The organism is Cupriavidus malaysiensis, from assembly GCF_001854325.1.
In the GTDB taxonomy this organism is placed as follows: Bacteria; Pseudomonadota; Gammaproteobacteria; order Burkholderiales; family Burkholderiaceae; genus Cupriavidus; species Cupriavidus malaysiensis.
On sequence record NZ_CP017755.1, the window covers coordinates 2,933,095 to 2,955,106 of the forward strand.

General features: G+C 70.3%; 22 protein-coding genes and 1 pseudogene. 8 read left to right on the forward strand and 15 right to left on the reverse strand.

Going from position 1 to position 22,012, the window contains the following annotated elements; translation table 11 throughout:
• Positions 1 to 219: 219 nt before the first annotated feature.
• Positions 220 to 963: an IclR family transcriptional regulator gene (locus tag BKK80_RS32375; RefSeq protein WP_157903437.1), complete on the forward strand. Its 744-nt coding sequence runs from the start codon at positions 220 to 222 to the stop codon at positions 961 to 963.
• A gap of 57 nt (positions 964 to 1,020) precedes the next feature.
• On the opposite strand, the gene BKK80_RS32380 is transcribed toward BKK80_RS32375, so the two are convergent.
• Together BKK80_RS32380 and BKK80_RS32385 are read right to left on the reverse strand one after the other, a co-directional pair.
• Complete coding sequence (locus BKK80_RS32380; protein WP_071072792.1) at positions 1,021 to 2,277, reverse strand: SDR family oxidoreductase; 1,257 nt, start codon at positions 2,275 to 2,277, stop codon at positions 1,021 to 1,023.
• A gap of 9 nt (positions 2,278 to 2,286) precedes the next feature.
• Positions 2,287 to 3,048, reverse strand: a complete 762-nt coding sequence (locus BKK80_RS32385) for a MipA/OmpV family protein (protein WP_071018267.1) — start codon at positions 3,046 to 3,048, stop codon at positions 2,287 to 2,289.
• Positions 3,049 to 3,273: 225 nt separating this feature from the next.
• Here BKK80_RS32385 and BKK80_RS32390 point away from each other — a divergent pair, with 225 nt between their 5' ends.
• On the forward strand, positions 3,274 to 4,002 hold the full coding sequence (locus BKK80_RS32390; RefSeq protein WP_071018265.1) for a response regulator: 729 nt from the start codon (positions 3,274 to 3,276) through the stop codon (positions 4,000 to 4,002).
• Positions 4,003 to 5,346, forward strand: coding sequence for an ATP-binding protein (locus tag BKK80_RS32395; protein WP_071018263.1), 1,344 nt, complete (start codon positions 4,003 to 4,005; stop codon positions 5,344 to 5,346).
• 31 nt (positions 5,347 to 5,377) lie between these two features.
• Here BKK80_RS32395 and BKK80_RS32400 read toward each other — a convergent pair whose 3' ends face one another.
• The 4 genes from BKK80_RS32400 to BKK80_RS32415 form a co-directional block, all read right to left on the reverse strand.
• Positions 5,378 to 6,703 (reverse strand): MFS transporter, encoded by a 1,326-nt coding sequence (locus tag BKK80_RS32400; protein ID WP_071072794.1) that lies wholly within the window; start codon positions 6,701 to 6,703, stop codon positions 5,378 to 5,380.
• Positions 6,704 to 6,924: 221 nt separating this feature from the next.
• Complete coding sequence (locus tag BKK80_RS32405; RefSeq protein WP_071018259.1) at positions 6,925 to 7,131, reverse strand: DUF2783 domain-containing protein; 207 nt, start codon at positions 7,129 to 7,131, stop codon at positions 6,925 to 6,927.
• 179 nt (positions 7,132 to 7,310) lie between these two features.
• A complete protein-coding gene (locus BKK80_RS32410) occupies positions 7,311 to 9,104 on the reverse strand; it encodes an FAD-dependent oxidoreductase (RefSeq protein ID WP_084545843.1) in 1,794 nt (597 codons plus the stop codon).
• A 53-nt stretch (positions 9,105 to 9,157) separates the two neighbouring features.
• The gene (locus tag BKK80_RS32415) at positions 9,158 to 10,117 is read right to left on the reverse strand and encodes an MBL fold metallo-hydrolase (protein ID WP_071018256.1); all 960 of its coding nucleotides are present in this window, start codon (positions 10,115 to 10,117) and stop codon (positions 9,158 to 9,160) included.
• A 335-nt stretch (positions 10,118 to 10,452) separates the two neighbouring features.
• Between BKK80_RS32415 and BKK80_RS32420 the strand changes: the two genes are divergently transcribed.
• Entirely contained in the window at positions 10,453 to 11,241 is a 789-nt protein-coding gene (locus tag BKK80_RS32420) for an IclR family transcriptional regulator (protein ID WP_071018254.1), read from the forward strand.
• On the forward strand, positions 11,238 to 12,104 hold the full coding sequence (locus BKK80_RS32425) for an IclR family transcriptional regulator (RefSeq protein WP_084545844.1): 867 nt from the start codon (positions 11,238 to 11,240) through the stop codon (positions 12,102 to 12,104). The genes BKK80_RS32420 and BKK80_RS32425 overlap by 4 nt, the downstream gene beginning before the upstream one ends.
• 73 nt (positions 12,105 to 12,177) lie before the next feature.
• On the opposite strand, the gene BKK80_RS32430 is transcribed toward BKK80_RS32425, so the two are convergent.
• From BKK80_RS32430 to BKK80_RS32465, 7 genes are all read right to left on the reverse strand, one after another.
• Positions 12,178 to 12,633, reverse strand: coding sequence for a GFA family protein (locus BKK80_RS32430; RefSeq protein ID WP_071072796.1), 456 nt, complete (start codon positions 12,631 to 12,633; stop codon positions 12,178 to 12,180).
• Positions 12,634 to 12,985: 352 nt separating this feature from the next.
• Positions 12,986 to 14,038, reverse strand: coding sequence for an alpha/beta fold hydrolase (locus BKK80_RS32440; RefSeq protein ID WP_071072798.1), 1,053 nt, complete (start codon positions 14,036 to 14,038; stop codon positions 12,986 to 12,988).
• 241 nt (positions 14,039 to 14,279) lie between these two features.
• Positions 14,280 to 14,834 carry a thioredoxin family protein gene (locus BKK80_RS32445; RefSeq protein ID WP_071038939.1) on the reverse strand — a complete coding sequence of 185 codons (555 nt, stop codon included), beginning with the start codon at positions 14,832 to 14,834 and terminating at the stop codon, positions 14,280 to 14,282.
• 82 nt (positions 14,835 to 14,916) lie between these two features.
• A complete protein-coding gene (locus tag BKK80_RS32450; protein WP_071018246.1) occupies positions 14,917 to 15,336 on the reverse strand; it encodes an organic hydroperoxide resistance protein in 420 nt (139 codons plus the stop codon).
• Positions 15,337 to 15,405: 69 nt separating this feature from the next.
• Complete coding sequence (locus BKK80_RS32455) at positions 15,406 to 15,738, reverse strand: hydroxyquinol 1,2-dioxygenase (RefSeq protein WP_071072800.1); 333 nt, start codon at positions 15,736 to 15,738, stop codon at positions 15,406 to 15,408.
• A 375-nt stretch (positions 15,739 to 16,113) separates the two neighbouring features.
• Complete coding sequence (locus tag BKK80_RS32460; protein WP_071038942.1) at positions 16,114 to 17,418, reverse strand: ATP-binding protein; 1,305 nt, start codon at positions 17,416 to 17,418, stop codon at positions 16,114 to 16,116.
• Positions 17,415 to 18,158 carry a response regulator gene (locus BKK80_RS32465; protein WP_071018241.1) on the reverse strand — a complete coding sequence of 248 codons (744 nt, stop codon included), beginning with the start codon at positions 18,156 to 18,158 and terminating at the stop codon, positions 17,415 to 17,417. Before BKK80_RS32465 ends, BKK80_RS32460 begins: the two co-directional genes overlap by 4 nt.
• A 263-nt stretch (positions 18,159 to 18,421) precedes the next feature.
• Between BKK80_RS32465 and BKK80_RS32470 the strand changes: the two are divergent.
• The 3 genes and pseudogenes from BKK80_RS32470 to BKK80_RS32480 form a co-directional block, all read left to right on the forward strand.
• Positions 18,422 to 19,207 (forward strand): annotated as a pseudogene (locus BKK80_RS32470) (cytochrome c biogenesis CcdA family protein); the annotation flags it as partial.
• Between the two features lie 64 nt (positions 19,208 to 19,271).
• The gene (locus BKK80_RS32475; RefSeq protein WP_071038943.1) at positions 19,272 to 19,658 is read left to right on the forward strand and encodes an ArsR/SmtB family transcription factor; all 387 of its coding nucleotides are present in this window, start codon (positions 19,272 to 19,274) and stop codon (positions 19,656 to 19,658) included.
• Positions 19,655 to 20,734, forward strand: a complete 1,080-nt coding sequence (locus BKK80_RS32480; RefSeq protein ID WP_071038945.1) for an SRPBCC domain-containing protein — start codon at positions 19,655 to 19,657, stop codon at positions 20,732 to 20,734. Before BKK80_RS32475 ends, BKK80_RS32480 begins: the two co-directional genes overlap by 4 nt.
• An 85-nt stretch (positions 20,735 to 20,819) precedes the next feature.
• On the opposite strand, the gene BKK80_RS35985 is transcribed toward BKK80_RS32480, so the two are convergent.
• Both BKK80_RS35985 and BKK80_RS32490 read right to left on the reverse strand, forming a co-directional pair.
• Complete coding sequence (locus tag BKK80_RS35985; protein WP_083384391.1) at positions 20,820 to 21,542, reverse strand: DUF6683 family protein; 723 nt, start codon at positions 21,540 to 21,542, stop codon at positions 20,820 to 20,822.
• 135 nt (positions 21,543 to 21,677) lie between these two features.
• On the reverse strand, positions 21,678 to 21,947 hold the full coding sequence (locus BKK80_RS32490; RefSeq protein ID WP_071040322.1) for a hypothetical protein: 270 nt from the start codon (positions 21,945 to 21,947) through the stop codon (positions 21,678 to 21,680).
• Positions 21,948 to 22,012: the final 65 nt, after the last annotated feature.

The following is a 22,012-nucleotide window of genomic DNA, read 5'->3' on the forward strand; positions in this document are numbered from 1 at the left end:
CATATACGCATTGCGTAATTTGATGCCACAGGTTAACTTCGGGGTTTACCTGGGCCCCGCACCGGAGCCCGCCCGCCATTGCCCCACCCGCCCGAGGAATCCATGCCCCGCGCTCCGCATCGCGCCCCGCCGTCCGCCAGCCTCCCTGCCCCGTCCGAGCCCGAGCCGCCGGCGCGGCCGCGCGAGCGCCGCCAGCGCGTGCAATCGGCCGCCACCGGCATGGCCGTGCTGAAGGCGCTGGCGCGCCTGGGCGGGCAGGCCAGCCTGACCGCGCTGGCGGCGCAGGTCGACGAGAGTCCGGCCAAGGTGCATCGCTACCTGGTCAGCCTGGTCGAAGAAGGCCTGGTGGTGCAGCAGGCCGGCAGCCAGCTCTACCGGCTGGGGCTGGAAGCGCTGCAGATAGGGCTGGCGGCGATGCGCCAGGCCGATCCGATCCGCGCGGCCGAAGCCTCGCTGGTACGCCTGCGCGAGCGCCTGGAAGTGACCTGCTTCGTGGCTGTGATGGGCAACAAGGGCCCGACCATCGTGCGCTTCGAGGAGCCGGGCTTGCCGGTCACGGTGAACGTGCGGGTCGGCTCGGTGCTGCCGCTGCTGTGGTCGGCTACCGGCAGGGTCTTCCTGGGCCTGCTCGACGCCGCGCGCGTGCAAGGGCTGGCAGCGGAGGAACTGGCGCAGGCCACGCCGGAGCAACGGGCCCAGCTCGACCCGCGCGACCCCATCGGGCGGCTGCGCGAGACCGTGCGTGCCGGCGGCTGTGCCGCGGTGCGCGACACCAACCTGAAGGGCATCAGCGCCGTGGCGGCACCGGTGTTCGACTGCCACGGCCGCCTGTGCGCGGTCATGGCCGCGCTGGGCGCGACCGGCGGCTTCGACCCGGCACTGGACGGGCCGATCGCGCTGGCACTGCGCGAGGAAGCCTTGGCGGTCAGCCGGGAGCTGGGGTATGGGGGCGCGGCCGACTGAGCGGCAGCGCGCCATCCTCAGGCCCGCGCCGGCGTGCCGGCCGTCCGGCGAGCCGCCTCAGGCCTTGAAATCCCAGCTCATCTGTTCGAGCAGCCCGACCCCGTGCGAGGTACGCATGCACTCGCTCACATAGTCGGTGATGGGCAAGGGCTCGAAGCCGATCTCGTCGCGCAGCCGCTGGTTGTCGAAGACATAGCCCAGTTCGGCGAAGCCTGCGTAGAGGCGCAGCGCCCGCTCGATCAGGCGGCGGTTGCCGAGGCCTTCGGCGCGTGCCACGTCGCGCGCCAGCGCCGGCAGTTCGTCCGGCGCGCAGGCACGGTAAGGCAGGGCCTCTTCGGTGCGTGCGCAATCGTCCATGGCCGCCAGGACCTGAGCGATGGTCGGCGCCGCCGCGCCGGCCGACAGGTGATAGGCGCGGAAGCGCAGTTCGGGCTTGAGGGCGAGGCGCAGCAGCGCCTGCGCGCAGTCGTCCCCGGCGATCACGTCCAGCCGCGTCTGCGGCCGCACGGTATAGCGGCGGGTCCGGTGGATGATGCGGAACAGCCAAAAGATGCTGGCCGAAGGCTGCGTGCCCAGCACGGTGTGGCCCACCACGATGGACGGGCGGGCCACCACCAGCGGCAGCGACGGGTAGCGCTGCCGCAGCAGCTGCTCCACCTCCTGCTTGCTACGCGTGTAGGGCACCAGGTGGCCGCCGGCGTCGTGCGGCGCGCCGGGTGCGGCTTCCATGCCGGTCCCGTCCTGCGCGCCGTGCGCGCTTTCGCCGTGCCCTGCGCGGCCTTCTTCGATCACCGTCTCGGCCACGCGCGCGCCGCGTCGCGTGCCGCAGGCCATGGCCGTGCCCACATGGATGAAGCGGCGCAGCGCGGCGCTGCCGGCGAAGTGCGAGGCGAAGCGCAGCGTATCTTCCACGTTGACCCGCGTCACGCGTTCATCGGCCGAGAACGAGGCCATCGCCGCGCAGTTGATCAGGTGCGTGACACGCGCCAGCCGGGCCTGCTGCGCCAGCGTGAACGGCGTGCCCAGTTCGCCCAGCAGGATGTTCTCTTCGCCGAGCCAGGCGGTGCGGCTGGGCGGCAGCCCGCACTGCCGGGCGTTGGCGCGCAGCCGCCCGAGCGCCTCGGCGGCGCTGCCCGCGCGCACCAGGCACAGCAGGCGGCTGCTCAATCCGGCATTGACCGCGGCCACCAGCACGTTGCCACCGATGAAGCCGGTGGCGCCGGTCAGCAGCAGGCATCCGACCTCGCCCTGCGTGCGGGAGCCCGCGGCACCGCCTCCGATCTGCTGCCCGCTGGCGTGCCAGTTCCACATCATGATGCCCTCCTAGAAGGTGTAGTTGAGCGACGTCATGCCGAACACCTGCTGCCTGCTCTGCACGATGGGACTGTCGCCCGCGTCGCCCAGCAGCCGGCTCACCGTCACCAGCGTGCGCACCGACCAGGCGCGCGACAGTTCGACGTTCCACGCCAGCGACAGGCTGGCGCTGTCGATGCCCGCCTTGGTCGAGTAGGGGCGGAAACCACTGGCGGCCGACTGGACATCGGTGACGCCGAAGAAGGTCTGGGTGTAGCGGCGCGAGCCGAAGTGGATGCCCGGCGTCAGGGTCAGCGTATGCATGCCGCGCTGGTACAGCGGCACGGCCAGGTCGAGATGGCCGCTGAGGCCGCGCTCGCGGTGCGTCAGCGGCACGTCCAGCGTCAGGCTGGCGACGGCGCCGCCATAGACCGGCACGCCGACCTGGAAGGAGCTCATCAGCGAGCCCTGGACCTTGCCCATGCCCTTGAGGTGGTCCGAGCCGGCCAGGTCGGTGCGGTTGCGGTCGCTGCGCCCCGTGGCATAGCCGAAGGCACCGGTGACGAACATGCCGTTGGCGAACTTGTAGGTGTAGCCCGCGCCTTGCAGCAGGTCGATGAAGGCGCCGTTGCCGAAGTCGGCACGGAACAGCGGCGCGCCCAGCGCGCGGTATTGGTTGCTGCCGATGTAGCGCGGGCCGGCGCCGGCGGCGGCGCCCACGGTATAGGTGATCTCGGCCTGCGCGGGCCCGGCCAGCCCGGCCACGACAAAGGCCGCCAGCGCTGGCGGCATGCGGCGCGCCCTGCGGCGCGCACTTTGGCTTTTGCTCTCGACGTCCACACATCCTCCGATTGGTGATCGAAGTCGGCAGATTAGAGAGGCCGGGGCGCGAAGTCTGTCCTGATTCCTCGCGAAATCTTGTCCAATTGTGCCAATTTGTCCGCAAGCGTCGCCGCCAGCCGGCCGCACCGCCAGGACAGCTAGAATCGGCACTTTCCGTACCCCCGAGGATCCGCCATGAACGAGGCGATGGCCAAGCATCAGGTTCTGTTGATCGAGGACGACGACCGCCTCGCCCAACTGGTCAGCGAGTACCTGGGCAACTACGAGTTCTCCGTCCAGGTGGTACGCCGCGGCGACATCGCGGTGGACGCGGTGCGCCGGCTCCAGCCCGATCTCGTCATCCTCGACCTGATGCTGCCGCACCTGGACGGCATGGAAGTGTGCCGCGGCATCCGCGCCTTCTCGCGGGTGCCGGTGCTGATCCTGACCGCGCGCGTGGACACCTACGACCAGGTCGCGGGGCTGGAGCTCGGCGCCGACGACTACGTGGTCAAGCCGATCGAGCCGCGCCTGCTGGTGGCGCGCGCCCGCGCCCTGCTGCGCCGCGCCGCCGCCCAGGGCGGCGCGGCAGCGCACGCCTCGGCCGACGACGACCTGGTGTTCGGCTCCTTGGTGATCTCGCCACCCAACCGGCGCGTGGTCTGGCGCGGCCAGCCCGTCGACCTGAAGACGGCGGAGTTCAACCTGCTGCTGATCCTGGCGCGTGCCGCCGGCAAGGTGCTCAGCCGCGACGACATCCTCAAGCAGCTGCGCGGCATCGAGTTCGACGGCATCGACCGCACCGTGGATTCCGGCATCTCGCGGCTGCGCCGCCGCTTCGAAGACGCGGCGCCAGAGCCGCAGAAGCTCAAGACCATCTGGGGGCGCGGCTACCTGTTCAGCCCCTCGGCCTGGGAGGAATGAATGGTCCGCTCCCTGCTCAAGCTCTACCTGCTGGTGATGCTCGCCGCGGCCGCCGCGGTGATCGGCATCAACAAGACCTTCATCCCCCTGTTCCACGACATCATCACCGCCGCCGAGCGGGAGAACCGCAAGGGCTACGTCTTCGCGCTGCAGCACTACCTGGACCAGTTCCCCGGCGCCCGCCGGGACGAGGGGCTGCGCTATCTGCAGGCACACGCACTGGAGCGCTTCGACATGGCCAGAGCGACCGACATCGCCCGCCTCGACGCCAGCCAGCAGCGTGACCTGCACGACGGCAAGCTGGTGCTGAGCCGCGACGGCCAGCACTACTACGTGCCCCTGCACGACGGCTCGATCCTGCATGCGGCGACGGTCGATTCCAACAACGACCTCAGGATCTCGGTGGTCGGCTATTCGTTGATCGCGCTGGCCACGCTGCTGTCGATCGTGACCTGGGTCTGGTACCACTGGCGCGACCTGGCGCGCCTGCAGCAGGCTGCGCGCGACTTCGGCGCCGGCCAGCTGTCCACGCGCGCGAAACTGTCCCGGCGCTCCAACATCACCGAGCTGGCCCAGCAGTTCAACGAGATGGCCGAGCGCATCGAGGCCTCGATCGTGCACCAGCGCGAGATGATGCACGGCATCTCGCACGAGCTGAAGACACCGATCGCCCGGCTGGAGTTCGGCATCGCGCTGCTGCAGTCCGGCGGCGGCGGCGCCCAGGCCGAGGCGCGCCAGGCGCTGCGCCTGGACGACCTGCGCAAGGACGTGCGCGAACTCGACGAACTGGTGACGGAACTGCTGACGCTGGGGCAGCTCGAGCAGGGGGCGACGCCGATGCTGCTGATGCGCGTGTCGGTCAGCGAGCTGATCGACAGCGTGGTGGCCAGCGTCGCCAATGACGTGGCCGACCAGCAGCTCACGCTCAACGCGGGTACCGGCGGCCCCGTCGGCCACCATGTGTGCGACCCGCGCCTGGTGGCGCGCGCCCTGCTCAATCTTTGCCGCAACGCCACCCGCTATGCGCGCAGCGCCATCCGCCTGCATGCCGAGACCGACGCCGGCGGCTCGCTGCGCCTGTGCGTCGAGGATGACGGGCCCGGGGTGCCGCCCGAGGAGCGCGAGCGCATCTTCGAACCCTTCCACCGTCCCGATGCCAGCCGCAACCGCCACACCGGCGGCTTCGGCCTGGGGCTGGCCATCGTGCGCCGCATCGTCCTGCTGCATGGCGGCCAGGTGACGCTGGACAGCAGCGACAGCGGCGGCGCGCGCTTCGTCATCACCCTGCCGCCGATGGCCGAGCCGGGCATGCTGGCTGCCGGCGCGGCGCCGCGCGTGGCCTGAGCACGCCGCCTCGCTGCGCGCGGCTTGCCGCTCAGCGGCGTGCTGCGTCGCGCGGCACACCCAGCCACATCGCCAGGCCGCTGGCCAGCAGCAGCGCGGACAGCAGGTAGAGCGCGTTGTCCATGCTGCCGGTGTGTGTCTTGATCTGGCCGATCACCCACGGGCTGACGATGCCGCTGGTGATGCCGATGCTGCTGATGAAGGCGATGCCGGCGGCCGCCGTGCCGGCCGGCAGGTGGCTCGGCGGCAGCGACCAGAAGATCGGCAGCGCGGCGAAGATCAGCACGCACGCCAGCGACAGCAGCGCCAGCATGGCGCCGAAGCTGGGCAGGTGCAGCGTCAGCGCGGCCAGGGCCAGCGCCCCGCCGGCGGTGCAGGCCAGGAAATGGCGGTGGCGTTCGGCGCGCCGGTCGGAATGGCGCGCGATCACGAACAGCCCGACGGCGCCGACCGCGTTCGGCACCACCGAATAGAGGCTCACCGAGACCACGTCCTGGATGCCGAAGTCGCGGATCATCAGCGGCATCCAGAAGCTCAGCGTCAGCGAACCGCAGGTCAGCGCGAAGTAGATGAAGGCAAACAGGTAGACGCGCGGATTGGCCAGCGCGTGGCGCAGCGCGCGCAGCGAGTGGGCGTGGGCGGCGTGGGCGCCATCCTCGCGCTGCGCCACCAGGAAGCGCTTCTCCGGCTCCGACAGCCAGCCGGCCTGCGCGGGCCCGTCGACCAGGTAGTACGCCGCGGCCAGGCCGAGCAGCACCGCCGGCGCGCCTTCGAGCGCGAACATCCACTGCCAGCCGTAGAGGCCGAGCACGCCGGCGAAGTCGCGCATGATCCAGCCGGACAGCAGCCCGCCCAGCACGCCCGCCACCGCCACCCCGGCGAAGAAGATGGCCATCACCGCGGCGCGGCGGCGCGCCGGGAACCAGTAGGTCAGGTAGAGCACGATGCCGGGGAAGAAGCCGGCCTCGAACACGCCCAGCAGGAAGCGCAGCGCGTAGAAATGCGCCGGCGTCGAGACCAGCATCATGCCGACCGAGGCCAGCCCCCACAGCAGCATGATGCGGGTGAAGGTGCGGCGCGCGCCGAAGCGTGCCAGCAGCAGGTTGCTGGGCACCTCGCACAGCACGTAGCCGACATAGAAGACCGCGGCGCCGAGGCCGTACATCGCGTCGCTGAAGCCGAGGTCGTGCTTCATCTGCAACTGGGCGAAGCCGATGTTGATGCGGTCCAGGAAGGACACCACGTAGCAGACGAAGAGGAAGGGGATGATGCGCAGCCACACCTTGCGGTAGAGCGCGTCTTCATCGGGCAAGGCGGGGGCCTGGGGCGCGAGCGCCCCGGCATGGGATTGCGTCATGGTAAGTCTCCGGTTGGGGGCTGCCCCCCGCTGCGGGGGGCGCTTCCGCCTACGTCTGTTGCGTCTGGGCGGGACGGCCGGCCGCGGCGCGCTGCCGTGGCCGGCTGGCATGCCGCTGGCGCGGCCGCCGGGTCGTGGCCTGGCCGGCGCTGGCGCCGGCGCGCGACGGCTTCACGTGGCCTCGGGCGGTTTCAGGCGGTTTCAGGCCGCTTCAGGCCGCTTCAGGTGCGCTGCGACAGCACACCCTCGCGCGCCAGCCGCATCGCATCCAGCAGCACGGCATGGTCGCCGATATGGTTGGCCAGCAGCAGGATCAGCTGCGCATTGGCCGCCTGGCTCTGCGCCTCGTCGAGATCGCGGTGCATCTCGATCAGCGCTTCGTAGAAGTCGTCGGGGCGGCTCAGGTTGGGGTGGGTATGGACTGCCATCTGGATGTCTCGCTCGGTGGTACTTGGTGGTACTTGGTGGTACTCGGGATGCTCGGGATGCTCGGTAGTGCCCTGTCGTACTGGCGTCCTCTCGCCAGCGGCCCGGCGCGGGACGCGCGCCGCCACGGCCGCCGCGCAGGCGGCGGGCCGGATCGGCTGCGCGGGCCGGAACGGGACGCTCAGGCCGCGGCGAGCGCGGCCGCCGCACCTGACCCGGCGGGGCCGGCGGCACCCTGCCCTGCCTGGCCCGCCTGGCCCGCCTGGCCCGCCTGGCCCGCCTGCCCGGTCGCCCGGCGCAGCGCGGCCGCGACCGCCGCCGCGTCGGCATGGCGCCAGCGCGCGCACACATGCTGGTCCGGGCGGATCAGGTAGACCGTGCCCGGCTGGGCGTCGTAGCGTTGCGCCGCCAGGCCCTGGAGGTCCGCCAGCACGGTCGCGTCCGGCCAGGCCGGCGTGCCGGCCTGCGCCACGGCGCCCGCGCCGGTGACGAAGACCGGCTTCAGCGGCAGGGACCGCAGCGCGCGCAGCGTGCCGGCGTCGAAACGCTCCGGCGCGCCGAACGCCAGCAGCGTGAAGGCATCGCCCAGGCTGCCCAGCAGCCATGACTCGCCGCGCGCGCCGGCCACCGGCGCGTCGACGCAGGCCGCGCCCGGCACCATGGCGCCGGCGAAGGCGTCGCCATCGGGCGTGTTCAGCGGCGAGCCGTGCAGCACGGCCGGCACCGACAAGCGGCCGCTGTTGACCAGTTGCCGCGCGAAGGCATGCCGCTTGGCCAGCGTCAGCACCGCGTCGCGGAACAACCGGCTGACGGGGCTCTTGGGCGTGATGAAATCGGTGGAACGGGTGGAATTGCGGATGTTCTCGTCAGCGGCGTACTCGCGCTCGCTGGCATAGCTGTCCAGCAGGCTGTCCGGGGCGCGCCCGTCCAGCACGTAGGCCAGCTTCCAGGCCAGGTTCTCGGCATCCTGCACGCCGCTGTTGGCGCCGCGCGCGCCGAACGGCGAGACCCCGTGCGCCGAATCGCCGGCGAACAGCACGTGGCCGTGGCGGAAGCTGTCCATGCGCAGGCAGGAGAAGGTGTAGACGCTGACCCACTCCAGCTCGAACTTCGCGTCCGGGCCGAGCAACGCTCGCACGCGCGGGATCACGCGCTCCGGCGCCTTCTCCAGCACCGGATCGGCATCCCAGCCGAGCTGGAAGTCGATGCGCCAGACATTGTCCGGCTGGCGGTGCAGCAGCACCGACTGGTTGGGATGGAAAGGCGGGTCGAACCAGAACCAGCGCTCACTGGGAAAGCCGGCCTCCATCTTGACGTCGGCGATCAGGAAGCGGTCCTTGAAGGTGCGGCCCTTGCTGTCCAGCCCCATCAGCTTGCGCACCGGGCTGCGCGAGCCATCGGCCGCCACCACGTAGCGCGCGGCCAGCGGGTAGCTGCCGTCGGGCGTCTCCACCGTCAGCACCACGTGCGCGTCGGGGGTGCCCTGCGCGTGCTGCTCGATACCGGCCACCTTGTGCTTCCAGCGGATCTCCAGGTTGGGCAGTTGCTGCGCACACTCCACCAGGTAGCCTTCCAGGTAGTACTGCTGCAGGTTGATGAAGGCGGGCCGGCGATGGCCCTCCTCCGGCAGCAGGTCGAAGGCATAGACCTGCTCGTCGCGCAGGAACACCTTGCCCAGGTTCCAGCGCACGCCCTTGTCGGTGATGCGCTCGCCGCAGCCGAGCCGGTCGAAGATGTCCAGCGTGCGCTTGGCGAAGCAGATCGCGCGCGAGCCGCTCGACAGCGTGCAATCGTCGTCGACCAGCACGACCGGCACGCCCTGGCGCGCCAGGTCGATGGCGGTGGCCAGCCCGACCGGGCCGGCGCCCACCACGGCGACCGGATGGATGGTGCCTGCCGCGCCGGTCTCCCGCGGCGCGCGCTGCTCGGCGCACGGCTGGTAGTCGAACGTCAGGTGCTGGTAATCGATGCTCATGCTGCTGTCTCCGTCCACATTCTTCTCGGCTGTCCCTGCGTCGCGTCGCTGCCTCAGTCCTGCAGCGCGGCCCACATTTCCTTGTCGCGCTCGGCGGTCCAGATGCGCGGGTGGCCGATGCCGCTGGCCTCGTCATAGGCGCGCGACACGTCGAAGGGCAGGCAGTGCTCGTAGATGAAGACCTGGGCGAACTTCGGGTCCATCGACTTGCGCGTATGCGCCATCGCGCCCTTCAGGTCGAGACGCTCGGCCACCGCTTCCTTGCCGGCCTGGTACAGCGTGGTGACGAAGTCCTTGGTGTAGGCGATGCCCTTGGCCACTTCTGCCGGCGTGGTCAGCGCCGGGCCGCGGCCGGGCACCAGCTTCTCGGGCTGCAGCGCGGCCAGCGCGTCCAGCGTGGCCGGCCATTCGGCGAGCTGCGCGTCGCCGCAATAGCAGGCGGCGTCGTACTCCACCAGGTCGCCGGAGAACAGCACCTTCTGCGACGGCAGCCAGACCACGGTATCGCCCTTGGTATGGCCCGAGCCCAGGTGGGCGATGCGCACTTCCAGCTTGCCGAGGAACAGCGTCATCTCCTTCTCGAACACCAGCGTGGGCCAGGTCAGGCCCGGCACCGTCTCGACGCCGGCGAACAGGCGCGGGAAACGTTCGATCTCCGACTTCATGTCGGCCTCGCCGCGCTCCACGATCATCTCGTAGGTGCCGCGGCTGGCGATCACCTGCTGCGCGCCCTCGGCGAAATAGGCCGAGGCGCCCAGCACGCGCACCGCGTGGTAGTGCGACAGCACCACGTACTTGATCGGCTTGTCGGTGACCGAGCGGATCCTGGCGATCAGGTCCTGCGCCATCGCGGGCGTGGCCGTGGTGTCGACGATCAGCACGCCGTCGTCGCCGATGATCACACCGGAATTGGGGTCGCCTTCGGCGGTGTAGGCGTAGGCGTTCTCCGAGAGCTGGGTGAAGGTGACTTTCTTGGCTTCCAGGTCGGCCTGGGACGCGAATGCTTTTGCCATGCTTGCCTCTCTCTAGGGGGGTTGGATCGAGGCGGACAGCGTGGCGGGCGGCGGGCGGGCCGGCTGCGCGCGGGGGACTGTCTCGCCCCGTATTGGTCTTGGATCTTGGCGCCGCGATGGCGCCGGTATCGGGGTAGAGGCATCTTAGGAAAGCCCTCATTTTTAGTCAATAACAAATTGTGTTGTCTCTGACTAAAATGAAGAGGAGGACAGCCAGGAGGCCAGAACCCAGGGAAAACCCCGAGAGCGCCGGCTGCCCGGCGCGCAAGGCGCCCCGCTCACCGGCGGCGCGACCATCGCATCGATTACCATCTGGGCTTTCGAACGGGAGCAGCATGAGCACAGCAGCGCAAGCGAGCACCGCGGCAGCCGACAAGGCCCAGCGCGGCATCCAGAGCGTGGAGGTAGGCGGGCGCTTCCTGCGCGCGCTGGCCGACGCGCGCCGCCCGCTGGCGCTGGCCGAGCTGGCCGCGCAAACCCAGGTGACGCCGGCCCAGGCCCACACTTACCTGGTCAGCCTGACGCGCCTGGGCCTGATCAAGCGCGACCACCTGTCCGGCCGCTACGAGCCGGGACCGCTGGCGCTGCGGCTGGGCATGCTGCGGCTCGACCACGATCCCGCCTATCGCGCGGCGGTGCCGCGCGTCGATGCGCTGGCCGAGGCGATCCGCTTCAACGTGGCGATCAGCAGCGTGTCGCCGCGCGGGCCCACCATCGTGCGCTACGCGCACGCCGGCACGCCGCTGCACGTCAACCTGCACGTGGGCACGCTGATGTCGCTGCCCGCCACCGCCACCGGGCGCGTGTTCTGCGCCTTCCTGCCCGAGACCCGCTGGCATGCCGCCTGGGCCCACCAGCAGAGCGGCGCCGCCGCCGCGGCCGGCTTCGATGCGGCGCTCGATGCCATCCGCGCGCGCGGCATCGAGCGCGCGGTCGACGCCCCCAGCCCGGGCGTCAGCAGCCTCGCCGTGCCGGTGCGCGATACCGGCGGGCAATTGCGCCTGGTGCTGACCGCGATCGGCCCGAGCGGCTCCATCGACGTCGACTGGCAGGGCCCGGTCGCGCGGGCGCTGCTGGCCACCGCCGCGGACATCGGCGCGCAGATCCCGGCGGAGGCAGCATGAGCCGCACCCGCAACAGCCCCGACAACGGCGCCGCCGCAGACGACGCCAACGACGCCAACGACGGCGGCGCGAGCGACGGCGGCAGGCCGCAACGCGGCATCCAGTCGCTGGACAACACCGGCCAGCTGCTCGCCGCGCTGGTCGCCGCCGGGCGCCCGCTGCCCTTGTCCGAGCTGGCGCGCGCAGCCGGCATGGCGCCGGCCAAGGCCTTCCCCCACCTGGTCAGCCTGCAGAAGACCGGCCTGCTGGCGCGCGACGCTGGCGGAGACTTCATGGCCGGTCCGCTCAGCCTCGAACTGGGCCTGATCGCGCTGCAGCGTCTGTCGCCGGCACGCGAGGCCGAGCCCGAGGTGATCGAGCTGGCCGGCGCCACCGGCCTGAGCGTGGCGATGGCCGTGCTCGGGCCGCTGGGCCCGACCGTGGTGCGGCTGGAGGAGGCCGCGCGGCCGCAGCACGTCAGCCTGCGCGTGGGCACTGTGATGTCGCTGGTCAATACCGCGATCGGCCGTGTCTGGGCGGCCTGGCTGCCGCCCGAGGCGCTGGCCGCGCGGCTCGGCCAGGACAGCCTGCGCATGGCCGGCGGCACGCCGCCGGCCGACTACCCGCAGCGCCTCGCGCGTATCCGGGCCGGCCACATCGACAACGCCCAGGGCCGGCCCGTGCCCGGCATCGATACGCTGGCCGCGCCGGTGTTCGACCATACCGGCAGCCTGGCGCTGGTGATCGCCGTGATGGGCAGCACCGGCAGCTTCGACAGCGATACCGGCAGCGCTACCGCGGACCTGCTGCGGCAGGCCGCGCGGCGGCTCTCCTGGCGCTTCGGTGCGCCGGCCGAGGCGAGCGGGACCGCCGGCGGCACCTGAAGCTCACCGTCCCCGTCCCGTCACCGGCCATCCGCGCGAGCGGCGCTACGCTCCGTGCGCCGTCCGGCCAGGCTCAAGCCGTGCCCTGCGCATCCGACGCGGACCGCTCGTACAGGGGCCCATCCCAGCCATCGAGGTACTTCGGCAGGGCGTCTTCCACCTCGATGACGCGCTCGCGATAGAACAGGTGCATGGCCGGCTGCAGCGCCGGCGGCAGCCCGCCGCCGGCGGCGCGTGCCAGCAGCGCGTTGGGCAGCACGCGCATGCCCAGGCGGTTGGTGCCGTACAGCGTCTCGCCGCAGGCCGCGCAGAAGGCCCGCGACAGCCGCTTGTGCGGATGCGCGAAGTGCGCCAGCGCGCCGCGCACCAGGCTGACATCGTCGGCCTGCCAGGCCGTGGCCGCCAGCATCGGCGTCCCGTAGAAGTCGCGGCAGGTGCCGCAATGGCAGTTCGCGCGCGCGGCCGGCTGGCCGTCCAGGCGCAGTTCGACGGCACCGCACAGGCAGGCAAGCGATCGGGGAATCGGCATGGACAAGCGTCTCCTTCTTGGGAAATCCGGATGAGTGGGCCGGTCCGCGCATGGACCCGCCGCGGCCCCGGTCCTGACACAAAGTGTCGAGATGCTACACGCTGTCGCCCGGTCGCGCCGGGGCGTGAGTCCGGCATCGCTGGAGCGGCGTCCGCGCGCCGAGCGGGTCACGACCGGGGCGGCCGATCATCCTGGCTTCCGCTCCGTCTTGTCCTCCCTATCCGCGCGCATCTGGCGCGGCAGGCCATGCCAGGCGCATCGGTGAGCCTGGCCGCCGAGTTCCGATGCGAGCGCCGGGAGTGCCATGGCAAGCAGGACCAGCAATCTGTTCAGCGCCTGCCTCCCGGATGCCTCAGTGCCCGTCGACATCGAGCACCGCCTGCGCAAACGCCGCGGGGGCTTCCTGCGGAAGGTTGTGGCCGATCCCGCCGCGCAGGTCCCGATGTTCGTACCATCCGGCGAACTTGCTGGCGTAGGCACTGGGCACGGGGTGCGGCGCGCCATTGGCGTCGCCTTCCATGGTGATGGTGGGCACACCGATGACGGGCGCGCTGGCGAGCCGCTTTTCGATCTCGTCGAACCTGGCTTCCCCGCTGACCAGCCCCTGCCGCCAGCGGTAGTTGTGCACGGTGATGTCCACGTGGTCGGGATTGTCGAAGGCGGCCGCGCTGCGCTCGAACGTGGCATCGTCGAACTTCCATGCCGGCGACGCCAGTTGCCAGATCAGCCTGGCGAACTGGTGCGTGTACTTCTGGTAGCCGGCGCGGCCGCGCTCCGTGGCGAAGTAGAACTGGTACCACCACTGGAGCTCGGCTTCGGGCGGCAGCGGCTGCTTGCCGGCGGCCTGGCTGCCGATCAGGTAGCCGCTCACGGAGACCAGCCCCCTGCAGCGCTCCGGCCACAAGGCGGCCATGATGTCGGCGGTGCGCGCGCCCCAGTCGAAGCCGGCCACCACGGCATCCTGGATATGGAGCGCGTCCATCAGCGCAATCATGTCCGCGGCGATGGCCGATGGCTGGCCGTTGCGCATGGTGTCGGCGGACAGGAAGGTCGTCGATCCATAGCCGCGCAGGTAGGGAACGATCACTCGATAGCCGCGCGCCGCCAAGCGGGGCGCGACCTCGGCAAAGCTGTGGATGTCATAGGGCCAGCCGTGCAGCAGCAGCGCCACGGGCCCGTCGGCCGGGCCGGCCTCGGCATAGCCGACGTTGAGCACCCCGGCGTGGATATGCTTGATCGGTGCGAAGGCCGCCTGGGCGGCCGGCGCGACCGAGGGCAGGGCCCTTGCTTGCGCCGGACCGCCCTGGGCCCGGGCAGCCTGCGACAGGCCAAGCTGTGCCGCGGCCAGCGCCGCCGCCGCTGCGCCCAGAAAGCCCCGGCGAGGCATATTGACGTTCTCGGACATATTTCGCTCCTGTGTGTGTGATCAACCTGGGCACGAGTCTAGGAGGCCATCGCAAGCGCCATGTGTCGGGCCCCGGGGGGATTTGTATCGCCCGATGGATACGCGCGGCTGCCATACACGCAGATACAAAGCGGCGCGGCCAGGCCGGGCCGTGCGGCAATCATCGCCAAGCGTGACGAAGGCGGCGCAAGGCATCCGCGTTGCCGGAATGCCGGTGTCCTGCGTATCCATCAACGGGAAGCTAGCGCGCCGTCCCGGCCTTGCCCGCCGCCAGCAGCTTCTGGATCGCGGCTTCCGTTTCCTGGTACCGTCCCTCGCCATCGTGCCGATAGACGATGCGGCCGCTGGCATCGATCAGGTAGGTGGCGGGCCAGTACTGGTTGCGGTATGCCGACCAGGTCCCGTACCGATTGTCCTGCGCCACCGGATAGCGGATATCGAAGCGCTTGAGCGCGGCCTGCACATTGGCCGTCGATTTCTCGAACGGGAACTCGGGCGTGTGCACGCCCACCACCACCAGGCCCTGGTCCTTGTACTTCTCGTACCACTGCTTCACGTGCGGCAAGGTGTTGACGCAGTTGACGCACGCGTACGTCCAGAACTCGACCAGCACCACCTTGCCGCGCAGCTGCTGCATCGTCAGCGGCGCGGAGTTCAGCCAGTGCTCGATGTTCGCGAATTCCGGTGCCTGGGCCTGCTCGGCCAGCGTGGGGCTCTCAGCGGCGGCACCTGTGCCGAAGGTATAGATGGCGGCAATGCCGGAAGCCGCCAGAAGAGCGCGGATGAGAAGGCGCATGGTTCAGGACTCAGCAGAAAATGCAGAAAATGGCGTCGGAGGGAATGCCCCTGGTCCGGCATGCCGGACCAGGGGACAGGGATCAGACCAGCACGGTCTCGATGTGGATGTTGCCGTGCAGCGCCTTCGAGTACGGACAGGTGCGGTGCGCGGAGTCCACCAGCGCCCGGGCCACTTCGCGCTCGATGCCGGGGAGGTGTACGCGCAGCCGTGCCTGCAGGAGGTACTCGATACCTGCCGTGCCCAGGTCCACTTCCGCATCCACCGACAGGTCTTCCGGCAGCTTGATCTTCTGCTTGCCTGCAGCCAGTCCGATGGCACCGATGAAGCAGGCGGACCAGCCGGCGGCCAGCAGCTGTTCCGGGTTGGTGCCGTGCCCCTTGCTGCCAGGCGAAGACAGCGCGATGTCGAGCCTGCCGTCGTCGCTGCGCGCCGAGCCGTCGCGGCCGCCGGAAGTGATGTGGACCTTGCCGGTATAGAGGACTTTTTCAATGCGGGTCATGGTGTTTTCCTTCTTGCGTTCAACAGGTATTCAGCGTCGGATTGCCGAGAGTTGAGAGACGTCCCGTGCTCAGGCGTAGGCGCCATCGAGATAGGGGTCGGCCGCGCGGGCCGGTTCGGCCGATACCCCGGTGCGGTCCATGCCCGCCACGGTGCGCGCGCCGTCGCCGTAGGCATTCACGTTGCGCGCGCCGTCGACGTACGGGCTGCGCTGGTCCTGCACGGCACGGGCACCCTCGCTGAACACGTCGCGGGAATCCTGGGCGGCGCGGGCGCCATCCGCGTACGGGTTGCGGGCACCGAGGACGGATGCCTGTGCGCCGGCGGCGGCAGTGGCGGCGGCGGTGGCGGCGACGACGAGGGAGGCAGCGAGAACGAGGCGCTTGGCGAAGTTGTTGGACATGATGGTTTTCCTTTGCATTGAATGCGGTTGCGTGGTTCGTGGCCTGGATTGCCGGCAGGTAAGCCGAAGCAGCGTTTTCGCTTTGTCCCTTGTGCGTTGCGCTGCCACGGAACGTATTTAAGGCGCCCCACGTATCGCGCCCGTAGCAGGATCGGGGCCCTTGTGTCTGGCCACGTATCGGTGCGACGCCTCGATACAAAGGCATACAAAAAGGCGGGGAGAAGCGGCGCGGCGTCAGGAGAACCGGGGAAGACGGCGGAGCGCCGTGTGCGCGGGAGGAGCGCTGAAACGACATGGCCGCGCCAGAAATCGGCGCGGCCATGGGAGGCGCGGCGAGGACGGGACCGCGCCGGCCGGAGGGGGAGGGGCGGGCGGTCAGCCGATGCGGATCTCGGCCACCAGGCCACCGCCCTCGCGATTGCGCAGCTTCAGCGAGCCGCCCATGGCCAAGGCCAGCTGGTGAGCGATGGCCAGGCCCAGCCCTGTGCCGCCGGTTTCGCGATTGCGCGACGCCTCCAGCCTGACAAAGGGCTGCAGTACGGCCTCCAGCTTGTCTTCGGGGATGCCGCCGCCACGGTCCATCACCGCGATGATCACGACGTCCCGATCGCGGCGCACGCTCAGCTCGGCGGCTCCGCCGCCGTACTTGATGGCGTTGTCGACCAGGTTGGTCAGCACGCGCCGCAGCGTATTGGGCCGCGTCACGAGCGCTCCGCCGGCGTTCTCCACGAGTGACACGGCCTTGCCGGTGTCCTGGTAGTCGTAGACCAGGCTCTCGACCAGGGAGCCGAGGTCGATCCGCGACGCCTTCTCGCCCTCGCCGCCCGCGGTGCGCGCGTACGCCAGCCCTTCCTGAACCAGTGTCTGGATCTCGCCCAGGTCGCTCATCATCTTGCGCCGCTCCTCGGAATCCTCGGCCATCTCGGCGCGCAGCTTCATCCGCGTGATGGGTGTCTGCAAATCGTGGGAGATGGCCGCCAGGATCTGCACGCGCTCGGCGACGAATTGCGCGATACGGTCGCTCAGGGCATTGAAGGCCCGCGCCGCGCGCGCCAGCTCGATCGGTCCGTTTTCGTCGAGCGGCGGCGATTTCGCATTCGGGTTGAGCGTGTCGGCGGCATCGGCCAGGGCCACCAGCGGGCGGATGGCCAGCCGCACGGCGAACCAGCAGCACACGATCAGCAGCAGTAACTGCAGTACCAGCACATAGGGCAGCCACTGTGCGATCGGCGTCATGCGCGGATGCACGTCGATGGTCAGCGGGCTGCCATCGCTCAGGGTCAGGTGGGCCTGCACGCGCTTGCCGTCGCCGGGAATCGATTGCACGGTCACGGGAAACCGGCCGCCGCTGGCATCCATGATGCGCTGTGCGATGTCCTTGCCGCGCTGGGTCATTTCGGGTACGCCCGGCAAGCCCGGCCCCAGGATGTACTGGTAGTTGCCGCGATTCACGCGCGGCAGCCATTGCGGCCGCTCCGCCGCGGGCAAGCGGTCGAGGATGGCCACCGATGTGGCCACGTCTGTTTCCAGCGTGCCCAGCATCACCTGTCGCGCCGAAATATAGCGTTCCGCGAACAGTACCGCGAACGACAGCAGATGGGCGACGATGATGCCCGCCAGCAGGACCAGGAACAGCCGTGCTCCCAGCGTGCGTGGCCAGCGCCAGCGGCGCGTGTTCACTGGCGCGCCTCCTTGATCTCCACCGGCATCGAGAATACGTAACCCTCGCTGCGCACGGTCTTGATATAGGCCGGCTCGCGCGCATCGTCGTTCAGGCGTTGGCGCAGGCGGCTGACCAGCAGGTCGACCGAGCGCTCGAAGATGTCCGCTTCGCGGCCTTGTGTCAGGTTGAGCAACTGGTCGCGGTTGAGTACGCGTTGCGGATGATCGACGAACACGCGCAGCAGCCGGTATTCCGCTCCGCTCAGCGAGGCGATGGTGCCTTCGCGGTCGATCAGGTGGCGCGCGGTGGTGTCCAGCTGCCAGTCGCCGAAGGCCAGGAGCTGGCCCGCCTCGGTGATCTGCAGGTTGGGCGGCAGCATGCGCGTGCGGCGCAGCACGGCCTTGATGCGCGCCAGCAGCTCGCGCGCGGCGAAAGGCTTGGTCAGGTAGTCGTCGGCGCCCATTTCCAGGCCGACGATACGATCGGTCTCGTCATCGCGCGCGGTCAGCATCAGGATGGGCGTGGCCTTGTGCTTGCCGGCGCGCAGTTCGCGGCACAGTACCAGGCCGTCGTCGCCGGGCATCATGATGTCCAGCACGATCAGGTCCACGGTGCTGGCCTCCAGGAACTGGCGCATATGGCGTCCGTCGGGCGCCATGGTCACACGCAGGCCATTCTTGGTCAGGTAGGTCGAGACAAGCTCGCGGATCTCCCGGTCGTCATCGACGATCAGGACGTGGTCTACATGCGTATCCATCGGTTTCACCCCTGGAGAATGATCTGGAATGGTCTCGGCCGGGAAAGTGGACGATCCGTCTGTTGGCGAGTCTGTTGGCGAGTCTGTTGGCGAGATTGTATGGGCGTCGGAGTGCTGCCGTGTATCGCAATGTATCTGGCCGCACCAGGCCCACAAAGCGGTACAACTTCCCGGGCTTGACGACACATTGATGGTAGATGCGGGGCGCCCAATCGGAGGCATGCCAGAACCCTGGCCAGCCTGTTGACGAAAGGAACCCGATCATGATCCTGCCGATCCTCGCCTACCTGGGCGGCGCACTCACTATCCTGAGTCCCTGCATTCTGCCCGTGCTTCCCTTCGTGCTCAGCCGCAGCGGCCAGCCATTCCTGCGCGGCCCGCTGCCGATGCTGGCCGGCATGGCGCTCACCTTTGCCGCCGTGGCCACGCTGGCATCGGTTGGCGGCGCGTGGGCCGTGCGCGCCAATGCGTATGGCCGCTACGGCGCGCTGGCGCTGCTGGCGCTGCTCGGCCTGTCGCTGCTGGTGCCGAGACTGGCCGATGTGCTGACGCGCCCGGTGGTGGCGCTGGGCAACCGCCTGGCCGGCGACGGCAGCCGCGCGGCGTCCTCGCCCTGGGCGTCGCTGCTGCTGGGTGCGGCCACGGGCATGCTGTGGGCGCCGTGCGCAGGCCCGATCCTCGGCATCGTGCTGACCACCGCCGCGCTGCAAGGCGCCAGCGTGCAGAGCTCCCTGCTGCTGGTCGCTTATGCGGCGGGCGCGGCGACATCGCTGGCAGCGGCGCTGGGCATCGGCGCCTATGTGTTCACGGCGATGAAGCGCTCGATCGGCGCCGGCGCATGGCTGCGCCGCGGGCTGGGCGTGAGCGTGCTGGGCGGCGTGGCAGCCATCGCCGCCGGCGCGGACGCTGGACTGCTGGCCCGCGTGTCCACGGGCAGCCCGGCGCGGCTGGAACAGGCGCTGGTCGATCGGCTGCACGAACCGAAGCCCGCCATGCGCGCCGCCGGCGCTGCCCGGTCCGCCACCGCGCCGATGATGCCGGCGGCCGCCAGGCAGCGCACGGCGGCCGCATCGCCCCCTTGACTTTCATTTAACCAATAAGTTAAATGAGAACATGCCTTCTCCCGATGACACCCTCTCGATCGTCTTCGCCGCCCTGGCCGATCCCACGCGGCGCGCCATCCTGGCGCGCCTGGCCGAAGGCGGGGCGCCCGTGACCGAGCTGGCGCGGCCGTTCGCAATGTCCGCGCCGGCCGTCTCCAAGCACCTGCGCGTGCTGGCCGAGGCCGGCCTGATCGAGCGGGAAGTGAACGCGCGCTGGCGCATCTGCCACCTGCGCGCGGAGGCGCTGCGCGGCGTGCATGACTGGCTCGACAGCTACCGCCGCCACTGGGAAGGCAATCTCGACCGGCTCGTCGAGTATGTCGAAGGAACCAGCGCGGCGGGCTCCGCCACAGGCGGCCGCGCGACCGCCAACAAGACGCGAGGAAACAAGCCATGACCCAAGCCGCCACGTTTTCCCTGGAAATGGAGCGCTTCATCCGCGCCCCCCGCGAGAGAGTCTTCGATGCCTTCACCGACCAGGACGCCCTGGCCGCCTGGCACTGCCCGCGCGGCCTGCGCGTGCTGGAGGCGAGCGCCGACGCGCGCGTGGGCGGGCGCTACCGCATCGTGATGGGCGAGCGCGACGGCGCGCGGCACACGGTCGCCGGCGAGTACCAGGCGGTCGACCGTGCCGACTTCCTGGCCTACACCTGGACCTGGGAGGACGGACCGCTGCCGGCCGGCGTGAAGACGCTGATCGAGGTGACGCTGACCAGCGCCGAGGGCGGCACGCACCTGCGTATGCGGCACAGCGGCTTCCCCGAGCAGGGCGAGCGCGATTCGCATGCGAGCGGCTGGCGCTCCGTGTTCAACCGGCTCAGCGACTACCTGGACCCCGCCGGCAGCGCCGGCACGGTCACCGTGCTGGGCGACCCGCGCAGCAGCTTCTGCCGCACGGTACGCATGGCACTGGCCGAAAAAGGCGTCGCCTACACCCTGCAGCCGGTGCCACCGCAAACGCCCGAGATCCTGGCGCACAACCCCTTCGGCCGCATCCCGGTGTTCCTTGACGGCCCCATCTCGCTCTACGAGACGCGCGCCATCCTGGGCTACATCGAGGAAGCGTTCGAGGGCCCGAGCCTGCAGGCCCACGGCGTCACCGCGCGGGCACGGGACGAGCAATGGGTCAGCGTGATCGCCTGCCACGCCTACGACGCCATGGTGCGCCGCTACGTGCTGCAGTACGTCTTCCCCAAGGGCGCCGGCGGACAGCCGGACCGCGGTGTGATCGAAGCCGCGCTGCCCGACATCGACCGGCACCTGGCCGCGCTGGAGCAGGCCTATGGCGCAGGCCTCTACCTGGGCGGCAGCCGCGCGGCGATGGCCGACCTGTACCTGGCGCCCATCGTGGCCTGCCTGGGCATGTTCGCGGAAGGCGCGGCGCTGCTGGAGAAGTACCCGGCGGTGCGGCGCGGGCACGGCGCGATGCGCGAGCGACCCAGTTTCGCCGCCACCGAACCGAAGCTTGCATAAGGTTGCATAAGGCATCCGCCGGCGCCACGGGGCGGCGCCTCGGCGATCCGAAGCCGCGCGACTTGCGCGGCGTGAAACGCAGTGACTAGCGCGGCGTGAAACCGCTGTCGTCCAGCAGCACGCCGCCCAGGTCGACCCCGGCGAGGTTGCGCGCGGTCTTGCGCACGCCCTCGCGCAGCTCCGCCAGCGCCACCGGGTTGCCGGCCTGCGCCAGTTCGCGCTGCGCGGCCACCGCCACCATGGCCAGGTAGCCCAGGGTCTCGGCCACGGTCTGCTTGTCGGCATCCGGCAGCGCGCGCATGCGGGCGTTGGCGGCGAAGGCCTGCCGCACCGCATCGCGCACGGCCTGCACGCCGTCCGCTGCCTGCATGGCGTCCGCGGCGTTGACCACCTCCCAGGACAACACGAGGTAGGCCGTGAAGACGTCGGCCAGATTGCGGCTGTCGTAGCCCTGCTGGCGCAGCAGCGCGTCGAACTGGCCGAGCGGATCCGCCTGGTCCAGCCGGTGCGCGATCAGCGGCCGCCGGGCGGCGTCGCCCTGGGTGAAGAAGCCGGTCAGGCGCGCCACCACACGCTCGTGCACGCCGGTGTCCGGCCGGTAGCTGAGCTGGGCCACGGCGGCGGCCGGAGCCGGGGCGGCAGCGGCACGCGCCGGCTTCGCGCTGCCGGCCACGGCGTCGGCGGCGGCCCGGATACCGCTTACCGGTACGCCGAGGTAGGTGTCATCGCCGCCCGCGCCATCGCCCATCGACGGATGGGCCACGGCGCATGCGGCCACGCCGAGCCACGCGGCGATGGTTGCCGCCATCCTGCACCTGCTCATTTTCCCTCCCTGGGAACGGATGCCCGTATGAGTGCCCGTATGGGTGCCCGTAGGCTGCCCGCATGGGTACCTGTATCGATCCCTGGAGCCCTGCCATGCCGGCCGGGCAGCCCGGCGGCGTCAGCCGCCCGACGGCGGGCCGGCGAACACGCCATCCTCGAGATCGCGGCGCCAGCGTGCCAGCCAGCCGGGATCGAAGCCGATCGGGTATTCGCGCCGGAACCCGGTGGAGCGGCGCATGACCACGGCGAAGCCGCGCTGGCCTTCGATCTCGTCTCCCTTGGGATCGGTGGTATCGGCGCACTCCAGCACAAAATCCGATTCAGGCAGGCCATGGCGCCGCAGCAACTCGATGAAGATCCGGCGCTCGGCCGTCTCGATCAGTTCCATGTTCGCCTCCTGCGCAGCGCCGCGCGGACCTGCGCCACGCGGGCAGGCGCCGGCGCGCGCGGCCG

Bases quoted from the DNA above. Each gene is read 5' to 3' on its own strand.
- BKK80_RS32375 (WP_157903437.1), top strand. From the start codon at position 220: ATGGCCGTGCTGAAGGCGCTGGCGCGCCTGGGCGGGCAGGCCAGCCTG.
- BKK80_RS32380 (WP_071072792.1), bottom strand. From the start codon at position 2,277: ATGATGTGGAACTGGCACGCCAGCGGGCAGCAGATCGGAGGCGGTGCC.
- BKK80_RS32385 (WP_071018267.1), bottom strand. From the start codon at position 3,048: ATGCCGCCAGCGCTGGCGGCCTTTGTCGTGGCCGGGCTGGCCGGGCCC.
- BKK80_RS32390 (WP_071018265.1), top strand. From the start codon at position 3,274: ATGAACGAGGCGATGGCCAAGCATCAGGTTCTGTTGATCGAGGACGAC.
- BKK80_RS32395 (WP_071018263.1), top strand. From the start codon at position 4,003: ATGGTCCGCTCCCTGCTCAAGCTCTACCTGCTGGTGATGCTCGCCGCG.
- BKK80_RS32400 (WP_071072794.1), bottom strand. From the start codon at position 6,703: ATGACGCAATCCCATGCCGGGGCGCTCGCGCCCCAGGCCCCCGCCTTG.
- BKK80_RS32405 (WP_071018259.1), bottom strand. From the start codon at position 7,131: ATGGCAGTCCATACCCACCCCAACCTGAGCCGCCCCGACGACTTCTAC.
- BKK80_RS32410 (WP_084545843.1), bottom strand. From the start codon at position 9,104: ATGAGCATCGATTACCAGCACCTGACGTTCGACTACCAGCCGTGCGCC.
- BKK80_RS32415 (WP_071018256.1), bottom strand. From the start codon at position 10,117: ATGGCAAAAGCATTCGCGTCCCAGGCCGACCTGGAAGCCAAGAAAGTC.
- BKK80_RS32420 (WP_071018254.1), top strand. From the start codon at position 10,453: ATGAGCACAGCAGCGCAAGCGAGCACCGCGGCAGCCGACAAGGCCCAG.
- BKK80_RS32425 (WP_084545844.1), top strand. From the start codon at position 11,238: ATGAGCCGCACCCGCAACAGCCCCGACAACGGCGCCGCCGCAGACGAC.
- BKK80_RS32430 (WP_071072796.1), bottom strand. From the start codon at position 12,633: ATGCCGATTCCCCGATCGCTTGCCTGCCTGTGCGGTGCCGTCGAACTG.
- BKK80_RS32440 (WP_071072798.1), bottom strand. From the start codon at position 14,038: ATGTCCGAGAACGTCAATATGCCTCGCCGGGGCTTTCTGGGCGCAGCG.
- BKK80_RS32445 (WP_071038939.1), bottom strand. From the start codon at position 14,834: ATGCGCCTTCTCATCCGCGCTCTTCTGGCGGCTTCCGGCATTGCCGCC.
- BKK80_RS32450 (WP_071018246.1), bottom strand. From the start codon at position 15,336: ATGACCCGCATTGAAAAAGTCCTCTATACCGGCAAGGTCCACATCACT.
- BKK80_RS32455 (WP_071072800.1), bottom strand. From the start codon at position 15,738: ATGTCCAACAACTTCGCCAAGCGCCTCGTTCTCGCTGCCTCCCTCGTC.
- BKK80_RS32465 (WP_071018241.1), bottom strand. From the start codon at position 18,158: ATGGATACGCATGTAGACCACGTCCTGATCGTCGATGACGACCGGGAG.
- BKK80_RS32475 (WP_071038943.1), top strand. From the start codon at position 19,272: ATGCCTTCTCCCGATGACACCCTCTCGATCGTCTTCGCCGCCCTGGCC.
- BKK80_RS32480 (WP_071038945.1), top strand. From the start codon at position 19,655: ATGACCCAAGCCGCCACGTTTTCCCTGGAAATGGAGCGCTTCATCCGC.
- BKK80_RS35985 (WP_083384391.1), bottom strand. From the start codon at position 21,542: ATGGCGGCAACCATCGCCGCGTGGCTCGGCGTGGCCGCATGCGCCGTG.
- BKK80_RS32490 (WP_071040322.1), bottom strand. From the start codon at position 21,947: ATGGAACTGATCGAGACGGCCGAGCGCCGGATCTTCATCGAGTTGCTG.